The following is a 12,123-nucleotide window of genomic DNA, read 5'->3' as shown; positions in this document are numbered from 1 at the left end:
GTAAGGAGCGGCAAGGGGCCGGTCTCAAGGGGGAGGGTGCCACGACGAAGGGACGCCGAAGCGTCCCTTGCGGTTACTGCAGATTCTGCGGTGTCAGCCTGTGAGCTGCTGCACAGTCCCAGGCGGTGTCCCTGGACAACCCGGTCCGGCGGGGTCGCCGGATCAGGCGAGTACGGGCTCCGCGTGAGCGACGTCGATGCTGAGCAGCGACTCTTCGTGCGACGCGACAGTCAGCGCGTCGTTCTGGGCCTGCATCCGGATCAGCTCGGATTCCAGGTCCTGAACACGCTGCTGCAGCCTTCGCATCTCGGCGAGGAGTCGCGGGTCGGGACCGCCGACGTAACCGAGAAGCGCCTTTGCCATGATGGATGGTCCTCCACGCTGAGTGACCGACCGAAGCGGTTTGGGTCGTGGGTGAGGGGTACGCGCCCGCGCAAGCTTGGATGCCGTGACCGCCGCTGAGCATTCGTTGGAGCCACGTTGCGCGGGGCTTCCAGCGTCTCACCAAATAAAAGAACGGTCAACACGATCACAGCCCAGTCGTCGGGTCCGCCTCAGAAATCACGGCGCAAAAGGCGCCGCGGGCTGCCCGCGTGGCATCGAGATCATCCTCGTGGGGGCAGCCTGACACGACATCCGCGATATGGCAACCGGTCGTGCCCGTCCAATCGCGGAACTTCGGCCACCCGGGTGCTGCCGCCGCGGGCCGCCGACGCGGGCGGCGTGACGGTCAGCGGATCTCGAACCCGTCGTACCCACCGCGCGGCTCCGACCAGATTTCCGTGACGCCGTCGGCGCGGCCGGGCGTGTCGCCGTGCTGCAGCCAGTCGAGCAGCTGCTGACACTGGTCACGGGCGCCTTCGGCGACGACCTGCACCCGGCCGTCGCCGAGGTTGCCCGCGTAACCGGACAGGCCGCCGATCTCCAGCGCGGTGGCCCTGGTCCACCACCGGAAACCCACACCCTGCACCCGGCCCCGCACCCAGGCGGTGAGCCGGACATTTTCGTTCATGCGGGGAGGTTATCCGGTCGGCAGGCCACCGGTTGCGACCGGAGCACCGCACCGCGAGGCGCGATTCGCTACAGTCGCCCCGCAGCAGGACTTCACTCGAACAGGTGAAGCACCGTGAAGCATGGAGGAGCGCACCGATGGGCCGACACAGCCGTCAGGCGCAGCCTGCCGCGTCGCAGCCCGGTCCGCACAGCCACCGGGGCCGCCGCCGGCACCACCCGGTGCGCACCGGGCTGCTGACCACCTCTGCGGTCATGGCGGTGGGCGCGGTCGCCGCGTCGTCCGGGCTGCTGTCAGGAGTGACCGGCGGGCTGACCTACGACGGCGGCGGCAGGGGCGGCGCACAGGCCGACGGGCCGAGCGGCCCCGCACAGACCGGCAGCGACCTCCCCTCGCCCCAGGGCACCAGCCACACCGCCATCCCCGGCACCGGCAGCCCCTCGCTCTCTGCGACGCCCTCCCCTTCCGCGACCACACCGACGGTGCGGGCTTCCGCGGCCCCGACGACCGCCAAGCCGTCCGCGAGCGCCTCGCCGACGCCGACCCGTACGGTGGCGGTGCCCACCACGCCCGTGCGCACCCCCGCCACCAGGGCGCCCGCCCCGAGCCCCAGCAGCGACAAGCTGACCGCCACCAGGGCGGCCATCCTGTCGCTGGTCAACAAGGAGCGCGCCACGGCCGGCTGCAAGCCGCTGACCGCCAGCTCCTCGCTCGACGGGCTCGCGCAGGCCTTCAGCGACGACATGGCAGCCCGCGGCTTCTTCGACCACACCGACCCCGACGGCCACACCCCCTGGGACCGCGCCAAGGCCCGCGGCATCAGCAACCTCGGCGGCGAGAACATCGCCCGCGGCCAGGCGGACGCGGAAGCGGTGATGACCGCCTGGATGAACAGCCCCGGCCACCGCGCGAACATCCTCAACTGCGACTACACCACCCTCGGCGTCGGCATCCACTTCGGCACCGGCGGCCCGTGGTGGACCCAGGACTTCGGCTTCTGAGCCGCTTCCCCGGCCGCGGCGGGTCCCGCTGGGGGGCGCTGTCGCGGGGTACGCTCTGGCCATGGGTGAGAGCGGGGTGCGGGTGGCGGACGTCTTCGACGTCTTCGAGCGGGACTGCCCCTCGCGCTCCACGCTTGGGCACGTCACCGGCCGCTGGGGCAGCCTCACACTGAGCGCGCTGCGCGAGGACGCGCTGCGCTTCAACGAGCTGCGGCGCCGGGTCGACGGGGTCAGCGAGAAGATGCTCTCGCAGACGCTGCACGCCCTGGAGCGCGACGGCCTGGTCGTCAGGGACGCCCGGCCGACCAGTCCCCCGCACGTCGAGTACCGGCTCACCGAACTGGGCGCGGACACCGCGGACCGGCTGCTCGCCCTGATCGGCCTGGTCGAGGAGCGGATGCCCGAGGTGCTCGCCGCCCAGCGGGCCTACGACGCGGCGCGCGGCACCGGCTGACAGCGCGGGCAGAAGTAGCTCGACCTGTTCATCCACGCACGGCGCCTGATCGGCGTACCGCAGCGGCGGCACGGCTGGTCCTCGCGGCCGTACGCGTCCAGCGACCGGTCGAAGTAGCCGGACTCGCCGTTCACGTTGACGTACATGCTGTCGAAGCTGGTGCCGCCGGCGGCCAGCGCGTCGCCCATCACCTCGCGGATGTGCCGGACCAGCTCGGCGGTACGCGGACGGGTCATGCCCGCGGTCGGCCGCTCGTAGTGCAGTTTGCTGCGCCACAGCGCCTCGTCGGCGTAGATGTTGCCGACGCCGCTGATCAGGCTCTGGTCCAGCAGCGCCCGCTTGACGGTGGTGCGCTTGCGGCGCAGGGCCGCGTGGAAGGCTTCCTCGTCGAACTGCGGGTCCAGCGGGTCGCGGGCGATGTGCGTCAGGGCCTGCGGCAGGCTCTCCGGGTCGCCGGGGACGGTCTCCTGGAGCGACAGCCCGCCGAAGGTGCGCTGGTCCACGAACCGCAGGTCCGTGCCCTCGTCGTCGGCGAAGGTCAGGCGCACCCGCAGATGGGTCTCCGCCGGTGCGCCGGCCGGGCGGATCAGGAACTGCCCGCTCATGCCGAGGTGAGCGAGCAGGGCTGCCCGGTCTGTGACCGGCAGCCACATGTACTTGCCCCTGCGGTGGGGGGCGCCCAGCTCCTGGCCTTTCAGGCCCGCAGCGAAGTCCTCCGCGCCGGCCGCGTGGCGGCGTACGGCACGCGGGTGCAGGACGCTCACCGTCTCGACGGTTCGGCCTGCTGCCCAGCGCGCCAGTCCCCGCCGCACCACTTCCACTTCCGGCAGCTCCGGCATGCCCTTTCCTTCCACGAAGGGTCCCCCTTCGGCAGGGGTAACCCCAGGGGGCGCGGGGAACTGCCCGCCCAGCCCCCCACCGGCGGGTGGTCCGTCTCCGACAGCAACAGCCCCTTCGGGCCGGTGACGACGTGCAGCCCGTCGACGGCTGGTCGCGCAGTTCCCCGCGCCCCTGGGGGGTGCCCCCCTGCGCAAGGGAACCGCACGGCCACCGCGGCCCGCGGAAGGGGCGCCGGCCCGGGGCACCCGGAGGCACCCCGGGGGGTGCCGTCAGCTCGCGGCGGCGGAGGTTTTGCGGATGGAGCGCCAGGCGGCCTCGGCCGCCTGCTGCTCGGCTTCCTTCTTGCTGCGGCCGGTGCCGGTGCCGTACTCGACACCACCGACGCGGGCGGCAGCCGTGAAGGTCTTCTCGTGGTCGGGTCCCGACTCGGAGACGACGTATTCGGGGACGCCCAGGCTCTCGCTCGCGGTGAGTTCCTGGAGGCTGGTCTTCCAGTCCAGGCCTGCGCCCAGGTTGGAGGACTCCTCGATGAGCGGGTCGAAGAGCCGGTGGACCAGCTCGGAGGCCGCGTCGAGGCCCTGGTCGAGGTAGACGGCGCCGATCACCGCTTCGAGGGTGTCCGCGAGGATGGAGGCCTTGTCCCGCCCGCCGGTGCCCTCTTCGCCGCGGCCCAGGCGGATGAACGCGCCGAGGTCGAGCCCCCGGCTGACGCCCGCGAGTGCCCGGGAGTTGACCACCGCGGCCCGCAGCTTGGCCAGTTGGCCTTCCGGCAGGTCGGGGTGGGTGCGGTAGAGGGTGTCGGTGACCACCAGGCCGAGCACGGAGTCCCCGAGGAACTCCAGCCGCTCGTTGGTGGGCAGCCCGCCGTTCTCGTACGCGTACGAGCGGTGGGTGAGCGCACGCACCAGAAGGGCGGGCTCAAGGTGATACCCGAGCCGCCCTTCCAGAAGCGTGTGGGACGAGGCTGTATCCGTCGTGGCGTCCGTCGCGGCCTGCTTCGGCGCTGAGGCGTCTGACATGGAGCCTGTCACCTGCCGATCAGACGTCGAGGACCTGACGGCGGTTGTAGGTGCCGCAGTTGGGGCACGCGATGTGCTGCAGCTTCGGCTCGTGGCAGCGCTCGCACGCCACCAGGCTCACGGGCGCAGCCTTCCACTGCGAACGGCGGTGGCGCGTGTTGCTGCGCGACATCTTCCGCTTGGGAACAGCCACGGCTACTTCTCCTGATCGTCGTCGGAGCCGTTTCCGGCACCGTTCTGCTGGGTTGTCGGATCCACGGTGAGATCCTGCAGGGCCGCCCACCGGATGTCGGTGACGTCGTGGTGGTGGTCCGGGTCGTCGGCGAGCCGGGCTCCGCACGTGGAGCACAGGCCCGCGCAGTCCTCCCGGCACACCGGCTGCATGGGCAGTGCGAGCACCACCGCGTCTCGCAGCACGGGTTCGAGGTCGAACAGGTCGTCCTCTAGTTCAAGCGTGTCCTCGTCCTCGGCGTCGTCACCGGCTTCGTCCCTGCGGGCGGTCCGGGTGTCGGCGTCGGGGTAGGAGAACATCTCCTGGAAGTCCGCGTCCAGCTCGCGCTCGACCGGCTCCAGACACCTTACGCACTCCCCCGTGACCGGTGCATGGGCGGTGCCGGTGACCAGCACGCCCTCCATGACCGACTCCAGGCGGAGTTCCAGCTCGACGGTGGCGCCCTTCGGCACCCCGATGACGTCGGCGATGCCGAGGTCGTCGGGGGCCGGCACCGAGCGGGAGACCTTCTTCATCGCGCCCGGGCGCCTGCCCAGCTCGTGCGTGTCGAACACGAGGGGGTTGCGGTGGTCAAGGCGGGTGTTCAGGGCTCCTGCTTTCCTCGGTCTTACCTGCGGCGCCCGTGGGTGGGCGGGCAGGCGGAAGCGCCGGCGATTCACACGGCTGGAAGTGACAGGATACTGGACGCGCAGCCCCCGCCCAAACGGGCCAGTGCGGGCCCGACCGGCGCGGACCGGTCAGCGGCCCTGCTCCAGTTCCCGCAGCCGGTTGAGGTCGATCATCCCGGTGTCGAAGAAGCTGGTCTCGTCCAGTGCGGCGGCCGGCTGCGCATACCCCTGGCCCTGCTGCTGGTACGGGATCTGCGGCGGGTACTGCTGCTGGTCGTAGCCGGGCTGCTGCTCGTAGCCCTGCTGGCCGCCCTGGCCGTAGTCGTAGCCCTGGTCCTGGCCGTAGCCGGGCTGCGGGGCGTACGGGTCGGCGTAGCCGGCCTGCTGGGCGTAGTCCTGCTGGTAGCCGTCGTCCTGGTAGCCGTCGCCGGGCTCGGCCGCGTAGGCCTGCTGCGCGTACGCCTCCTGCTGCCCCTGGTAGCCGTAGCCGGGGTCCTGGGCCGGCGGCTGGGGCTCGGCGGGCTGCGCCTGCGGGTCGTAGCCGTACTGCGACAGGTCGGCCTGCTCGGGCGCGGGCGCGGCCAGGCCCGCCAGGTAGTCGGCGTCGGACTGCTGGTGGTGGTGCTGCGGGTCGCCCTCGGCGCCGTCGGCCGCGGCGATCTGCGCGGCCAGGTCGTCGATGGGGTTGTGCCCGGTGAGCTTGAGCCGGCCGCGGCCGACGGCCTCCAGGGTCTTGCTGAGCACCGCCTCGAAGGCGCCGAGCTTGGTGTCGACGTACTCGTCGGCGCGGCGGCGCAGCGTCTCGGGGTCGGTGCTGCGCTCGGGGGCGTCCGGGTCGTCCTCGACGGGGAAGCCCTGCTCGTCGAAGTCGGGGTGGCGGCCGAGCAGCTTCTCGCGGCCGCGGTCGACCGAGCCGATGGTCTTGGTGAGGACCACCTCGAAGTTCGCCAGCTTGCTGTCGACGTAGTCGTCGGCCTCGGCGCGGATCTCGTCGGCCTCGCGGCGGGCCTCGGCGACGATCCGCTCGGCCTCGTCCTTGGACTGCCGGGCGATATGGGTGTCGGAGACCAGCGAGCCGCGTTCGGCGTGCGCCGACTCGATGATCCGCCGGGCCTCCGCCCTGGCCTCCTCGACCATCTGCTCACGGTCGCCGAGCAGCCCTTCGGCCTGGGCGAGGGAGTCGGGCAGCGCGGCGGACACCTCGTCGAGCATGGCGAGCAGCTCGGCCCGGTTCACCACGCAGGAGGCCGACATCGGCATCGACCGGGCGTTCGCCACGGTGGCCGCGATCTCATCGAGCTTCTTCTGGACGTCCACGCCGAAGACTCTAGCGCTGCCGCAGCTTGGTGTTCAGCGCCTCCAGAACCGGAGCCGGAACCAGGTGCGAGATGTCCCCGCCCCACTGGGCGACTTCCTTCACAAGGGACGAGGACAGGAAGCTGTAGGCGGGGTTGGTGGGGACGAAGAGCGTCTCGACACCGGACAGGCCGATGTTCATCTGGGCCATCTGCAGTTCGTAGTCGAAGTCGCTGACCGCCCGCAGGCCCTTGACGATGGCCGGGATGTCGCGCTGCTTGCAGAAGTCCACCAGCAGCCCGTGGAAGGACTCCACCTGGACGTTGCCGAGGTCGGCCGTGACCTCCTCGATCAGCGCGATCCGCTCGTCGATGCCGAAAAGGCCCTGCTTGGACTGGTTGATCATCACCGCGACGTGCACGACGTCGTAGAGCCGGGAGGCGCGGGCGATGATGTCGAGGTGGCCGTTGGTGACCGGGTCGAAGGACCCGGGACAGACTGCGCGGCGCATTGCTGGCTCCTCGCTCTGCGAACGGGCGTTACGCGGGTTCATGACCCGGCGGTAACTTGGGCGGCGCGACCGTACCAAAGAGTCGCCTCGCCGTACCGCCGGGAGCGCAGTGCTTCGAATCCGGCCGGCCAGTCGAAGGCACCGCCCCGGGTCCTGCGTTCCACGGTGACGAGTGTGTCCTGTGCGAGCCAGCCGCCGGTGCCGAGTGTGAGCAGGATCTCCCGCAGGTCCGCGTCCGGGGTGTCGTAGGGCGGGTCGAGGAAGACCACGTCGTACGGCTCGGCGGGCGGCGCCACGGCGACGACCTTCTCGGCCCGGCCGGCCCGCACCTCGGCGCCCGGCAGGCCGATCGCGGCGGCGTTCTCCCGGATCGTGCGGGCCGCCCGCGGGTCGGACTCGGCGAGCAGCACATGCGCGGCGCCGCGCGAGAGCGCTTCGAGGCCGACAGCGCCGGAACCGCCGTACAGGTCCATGAACCTGGCCCCCACCAGGGTGCCGCGCAGCGACTCCAGCGTGGAGAACAGGCCCTCCTTGGCCCGGTCCGACGTCGGCCGGGTCGCGGTGCCCGGCGGTACGGCCAGCCGCCGGCCGCCGGCCGCCCCGGCGATCACCCGCGTCATCTGCTGCCCACCCTTCGCGTCACGCTCCGCAGCCTATCCGCCCGCGCCGGTCCGGCTCCCGCTGCCGCCTCAGCCCTTGTCCAGATACTGCTCGCGGTCCGCGTCCAGCAGGCTGTCGAGGGCGCTGCGCAGGTCGGGGTGGCCGGTCAGCTCGGGGTCGGCCGACACCACGGCGACGGCCTCCTGCCGGGCCTGCTCGATGATCTCCCGGTCGTCGATCACCGTCAGCATCCGCAGGCTGGAGCGGCTGCCGGACTGGGCCTGGCCGAGCACGTCGCCCTCGCGGCGCTGCTGCAGGTCGATCTCGGACAGCTCGAAGCCGTCCAGGGTGCCGGCGACCGCGTCGAGCCTGCCGCGCGCCGGGCTCGCCTCGGGCGCCTCGGAGACCAGCAGGCACAGCCCGGCCGCCGACCCGCGGCCGACCCGGCCGCGCAACTGGTGCAGCTGCGAGACGCCGAAGCGGTCCGCGTCCATGATCACCATGGCGGTGGCGTTGGGCACGTTGACGCCGACCTCGATCACCGTGGTCGCCACCAGCACGTCCACCTCGCCGGCCGCGAAGCGCCGCATCACGTCGTCCTTGGCGTCCGGCGCCATCCTGCCGTGCAGCACCTCGACCCGCAGGCCGGCCAGCGGTCCCGCGGCGATCTGCTCGGCGACCTCCAGCACCGCCAGCGGCGGCCTGCGCTCGGCGTCGTCGGCCTTCTTCGCCGCCGCCTTGGCGTCCTCGTCGTCGCCGATCCGCGGGCACACCACATACGCCTGGTGCCCGCCCTCGACCTCCTCGCGCACCCGCTCCCAGGCCCTGCTGAGGAAGTGCGGCTTCTCCGCCGCCGGTACGACATGGGTCGCGATCGGCGAACGGCCGGCGGGCAGCTGGTCGAGCACCGAGGTCTCCAGGTCGCCGAAGACCGTCATCGCGACGGTCCGCGGGATCGGGGTCGCCGTCATCACCAGCAGATGCGGCGGCTGCGGCGCCTTGGCCCGCAGCGCGTCGCGCTGCTCGACCCCGAAGCGGTGCTGCTCGTCGACCACGACGAGCCCCAGGTCATGGAACTTGACCTTGTCCTCGATCAGCGCGTGGGTGCCCACCACGATGCCCGCCTCGCCCGTGACGAGGTCAAGCAGCGCCTGCCGGCGGGCGGCGGTGCCCATGGAACCGGTCAGCAGCACCACCTTGGTGCCCAGCTCCGAGCCGCCGAGCATGCCGGCGGACTCCGCCAGCTCGCCCATCATCTCGGTGACGGAGCGGTGGTGCTGCTGCGCGAGCACCTCGGTCGGCGCGAGCATCGCGGCCTGCCCGCCCGCGTCGACCACGCCGAGCATCGCGCGCAGCGCCACCAGGGTCTTGCCCGAGCCGACCTCGCCCTGCAGCAGCCGGTGCATCGGGTGGTCGGTGGCCAGGTCGGCGAAGACCTCGGCGGAGACGGTGCGCTGGCCGTCGGTGAGGGTGAAGGGCAGCTTCGCGTCGAAGGCCGCGAGCAGCCCGTCGGCGGCCGGGCGGCGCGGCACCGCGGGCAGCGCGGACTCCGCGGCCCGCCGCCGCGCCAGCGCGACCTGCAGCACGAACGCCTCGTCCCAGCGCAGCCGGTCCCTGGCCGCGCCGATGTCGGCCTTGGTACGCGGCCGGTGCACCTTCTCCAGCGCCTCGGGCAGCGAGGCAAGGCCGCGGGAGGCGCGCAGCTGGTCGGGCAGCGGTTCGCCGACGCCCGCCCAGCCGGTGCCCTCCAGCGAGTTCAGCGCGGTCTCCACGGCCTGCGCGATCTTCCACGAGGTGATCTGCTTGCACGCCGGATACAGCGGGATCAGCCGGTTGGCGAATGCGTCGACAGCCGCGACGGTCGCGTCGCCCGCGTCGCCCGCGTCGTCGGCGTCCAGCAGCTGGTAGTCGGGGTGCGCGAGCTGCCGGGTGCGGTTGAAGACCGACACCTTGCCGGAGAACATCCCGCGGCGGCCCGGGATCAGCCGGTGCGCGTGCGCATGCGCGGCCTTGCTGAAGAACACCAGCGTCAGGGTGCCGCTGCCGTCGCTGACCACGACTTCGAGGCGTACGCCGGAGCCGCCGCCGTACGTCCGCTTGTCCGCCTTGGAGATCTGCGCGACCACCGTCACGTACTCGTCGACCGGCAGGTCGGCCAGGCGGGTCAGCTCACCGCGCTCGGCATAGCGGCGCGGGTAGTGGTGCAGCAGGTCGCCTGTGGTGTGCAGGCCGAGGTGCTCGCCGAGCACCTTGGCGGTGCGGTCCCCGACGATCTTGCGCAGCGGTTCGTCCAACGGGTTGCCAGTCATCGCTCCCCATCTTGGCGCACACCCCTGACAAAACCGCGGCCCGGCAGCAGGTGGCTACTCCACGCCGATCAGCAGCGGGCAGGCCGCCTGCCCGCCCTGGTACGTCACCGTGTCCACCGCCAGGTGCCGGTCGCGGACGTGCGACTCCAGGCGGTCGGCGAGCCCGGGCGGCGCGGTCGCGCCCAGCACCAGGGTCACCATCTCGCCGCCGGCCGCCAGCATCCGGTCCAGGACGTGGACGGCGGTGTCCGCGACGTCGGCGCCGATCACCGCCACGTCGCCGTCGATCAGGCCGAGGACGTCGCCCGCCTGGCAGACCCCCGCCATCGTCCACGACTCGTGCTCGGCGACGGCGACCTCCGCGTATCGGGTGGCACCGGCCGCGGACGTCATCGCGACGACGTCCTCGTCGAAGCGGCGGGAGGGCTCGTGGACGGCAAGCGCCGCGATGCCCTGGACCGCGGAGCGGGTGGGGATCAGGGCGACCCGCACGCCGTCAGCGCGCGCCTGCTCCACCGCGGCGCCGGCGGCGGGCCGCAGCTCGGTGTCGTTCGGCAGCAGTATCACCTCGCGGGCGCGCGCCCTGCGGATCGCGGCGGCGATCTCACCGCTGGCCGGCGGCTCGCCCGGGCGCAGCGCCAGCACCGTCGCGCCGGCCTGCGCGCACAGCTGCGCCATCCCGTCGCCCCGCACCAGGGCCACCACGGCCCGCTCGTGGCGCTCCGCGGTACGCCCCGCCTGCTCCCCGAAGTGCGTCACACGGATCCGATACGGCCGCCCGGCGTCGATGCCCGCCTCGATGGCGGCGCCCACGTCGTCGACGTGCACATGCACGTTCCACAGGCCGTCGCCGCCGACGACGACGAGCGAGTCCCCGAGGCCGTCGAGGCGCTCGCGCAGCGCCGGGACCGCTGCCGCGGACGCCTCCAGCAGGTAGATCACCTCGAAGGCCGGCCCGCCGACGACCGCGCAGGTCTCGACGTCGGCCGCCGTACCCGGCACCGACGAGGTGCCCGCGCCCGGCACGGTCGCCGGGTCGCCGGTCACCGCGACGTCGCCCACCGTGCCCGGCAGGAACGACGTGCCCGCACCCGGCACCGACGAGGTGCCCGCGCCCGGCACGGTCGCCGGGTCGCCGGTCACCGCGACGTCGCCCACCGTGCCCGGCAGGAACGACGTGCCCGCACCCGGCGCCGTCGACGTGGCGCTCGGCGGGTCACCGGTCACCGCGTCGGACAGCGCCGCCAGAACCGCGACCAGGCCGAGGCCGCCGGCGTCCACCACACCGGCCGCCCGCAGCGGGCCGAGCTGCCCGGGGGTCGCCGCCAGGGCGGCACGGGCGCCGGCGTGGGCCGCGCGCACCACCTCGGCCAGGCCGCCGTCCGCCGCCTGCGCCGCGTCCGCCGCCGCGCTCGCCACCGTCAGTATCGTGCCCTCCTGCGGGTGGGCGACCGCCTCGTACGCGGAGTCCGCCGCCGAGCGCAGGGCGCGGCGCAGGGCGTCGGCATCCGGGCTGCCGCCCGCGGTGAGCGGCTCGTTCATGCCGCGCAGGAGCTGGGCCAGGATCGTGCCGGAATTGCCCCGGGCACCGATGAGGGCGCCGTGCGACATCGCCCGGAAGGCCTCCGGCAGCGTCGGCCCCGCCACCGGGTCCGCCGCCGCATGGGCGTCGAAGACGGCCTCGACGCTCTGGGCCGCGGACTCCACGGTCAGGTAGAGGTTCGTGCCGGTGTCGCCGTCGGCGACGGGGTAGACGTTGATCGCGTCGATCTCCTCCCGGGCCAGGCCCAGGGCCGCGAGGGCGAGCCGGCACCAAGTGCGCACCTGGGGTGCGGCGAGCGAGGGCGGCACGAAACCTCCTGCGGAGAGCGATTTCTCCGAGCCTAGCCGCCCCGGCCCCCGGGCTCCCCCTTCCCCCGGGTGGTCGGCTCGTCTCGCGGTTCCCCGAGCCCCTCGGCGATTGCCACTTGCTGTGGCGTTGCCTGCTTTCCCGCTCCTCGGGCTGGGCGCCAGTTCCCCGCGCCCCTGAAAAACGCTCCCCCTTCCTGCCCAGAGGGCGCCTCCTGAAAAACGCTCACCCTGCGCAGGCAGACGGCGCCGCCTAAAGGCGCCCGCTTCTGTGGGAAGAGGGCAACAACCAGGGGCGCGGGGAACTGCGCGACCGGCCACGACGGCGGGAAGAAGGCAACGCCACAGCAAGTGGCACCCACGCAGGGGCTCGGGGAACCGCGAGACGAGCCG

13 protein-coding genes are annotated in these 12,123 nt (G+C 72.8%); 2 read left to right on the top strand and 11 right to left on the bottom strand.

What is annotated here, in order from left to right; all coding sequences use genetic code 11:
* Window positions 1-162: 162 nt before the first annotated feature.
* Together JT723_RS06700 and JT723_RS06695 are read right to left on the bottom strand one after the other, a co-directional pair.
* On the bottom strand, window positions 163-363 hold the full coding sequence (locus JT723_RS06700; protein ID WP_033173079.1) for a hypothetical protein: 201 nt from the start codon (window positions 361-363) through the stop codon (window positions 163-165).
* A 367-nt stretch (window positions 364-730) separates the two neighbouring features.
* Window positions 731-1,012, bottom strand: coding sequence for an acylphosphatase (locus JT723_RS06695; RefSeq protein ID WP_205043531.1), 282 nt, complete (start codon window positions 1,010-1,012; stop codon window positions 731-733).
* Between the two features lie 137 nt (window positions 1,013-1,149).
* Here JT723_RS06695 and JT723_RS06690 point away from each other — a divergent pair, with 137 nt between their 5' ends.
* On the top strand, window positions 1,150-2,013 hold the full coding sequence (locus JT723_RS06690; protein ID WP_205043530.1) for a CAP domain-containing protein: 864 nt from the start codon (window positions 1,150-1,152) through the stop codon (window positions 2,011-2,013).
* Between the two features lie 61 nt (window positions 2,014-2,074).
* Window positions 2,075-2,467, top strand: a complete 393-nt coding sequence (locus JT723_RS06685; RefSeq protein WP_205043529.1) for a winged helix-turn-helix transcriptional regulator — start codon at window positions 2,075-2,077, stop codon at window positions 2,465-2,467.
* Here the strand turns inward: JT723_RS06685 and mutM are convergent.
* The 9 genes from mutM to JT723_RS06640 all read right to left on the bottom strand — a co-directional run bounded on the left by mutM (window position 2,440) and on the right by JT723_RS06640 (window position 11,733).
* Window positions 2,440-3,306 (bottom strand): bifunctional DNA-formamidopyrimidine glycosylase/DNA-(apurinic or apyrimidinic site) lyase, encoded by an 867-nt coding sequence (gene mutM / locus JT723_RS06680; protein WP_205043528.1) that lies wholly within the window; start codon window positions 3,304-3,306, stop codon window positions 2,440-2,442. The genes JT723_RS06685 and mutM overlap by 28 nt on opposite strands.
* 270 nt (window positions 3,307-3,576) lie before the next feature.
* Window positions 3,577-4,326, bottom strand: a complete 750-nt coding sequence (gene rnc / locus JT723_RS06675; protein ID WP_205043527.1) for a ribonuclease III — start codon at window positions 4,324-4,326, stop codon at window positions 3,577-3,579.
* Window positions 4,327-4,345: 19 nt separating this feature from the next.
* Entirely contained in the window at window positions 4,346-4,519 is a 174-nt protein-coding gene (gene rpmF / locus JT723_RS06670) for a 50S ribosomal protein L32 (RefSeq protein WP_073500419.1), read from the bottom strand.
* 2 nt (window positions 4,520-4,521) lie between these two features.
* A complete protein-coding gene (locus JT723_RS06665) occupies window positions 4,522-5,145 on the bottom strand; it encodes a YceD family protein (protein WP_205043651.1) in 624 nt (207 codons plus the stop codon).
* Between the two features lie 150 nt (window positions 5,146-5,295).
* On the bottom strand, window positions 5,296-6,483 hold the full coding sequence (locus JT723_RS06660) for a F0F1 ATP synthase subunit B (protein ID WP_205043526.1): 1,188 nt from the start codon (window positions 6,481-6,483) through the stop codon (window positions 5,296-5,298).
* A gap of 10 nt (window positions 6,484-6,493) precedes the next feature.
* Window positions 6,494-6,973, bottom strand: coding sequence for a pantetheine-phosphate adenylyltransferase (gene coaD, locus JT723_RS06655; protein ID WP_033173086.1), 480 nt, complete (start codon window positions 6,971-6,973; stop codon window positions 6,494-6,496).
* A gap of 38 nt (window positions 6,974-7,011) precedes the next feature.
* Window positions 7,012-7,593 (bottom strand): 16S rRNA (guanine(966)-N(2))-methyltransferase RsmD, encoded by a 582-nt coding sequence (gene rsmD, locus JT723_RS06650; protein ID WP_205043525.1) that lies wholly within the window; start codon window positions 7,591-7,593, stop codon window positions 7,012-7,014.
* Window positions 7,594-7,662: 69 nt separating this feature from the next.
* Window positions 7,663-9,882, bottom strand: coding sequence for an ATP-dependent DNA helicase RecG (gene recG / locus JT723_RS06645; RefSeq protein ID WP_205043524.1), 2,220 nt, complete (start codon window positions 9,880-9,882; stop codon window positions 7,663-7,665).
* A gap of 54 nt (window positions 9,883-9,936) precedes the next feature.
* Window positions 9,937-11,733, bottom strand: a complete 1,797-nt coding sequence (locus tag JT723_RS06640) for a DAK2 domain-containing protein (protein WP_251512470.1) — start codon at window positions 11,731-11,733, stop codon at window positions 9,937-9,939.
* Window positions 11,734-12,123 lie beyond the last annotated feature (390 nt).

The sequence above is a fragment of the Actinacidiphila bryophytorum genome, assembly GCF_016916835.1.
GTDB lineage: Bacteria > Actinomycetota > Actinomycetes > Streptomycetales > Streptomycetaceae > Actinacidiphila > Actinacidiphila bryophytorum.
The sequence above is the reverse complement of the archived record's forward strand: the minus strand, read 5'-3'. Positions and strand labels throughout refer to the sequence as shown.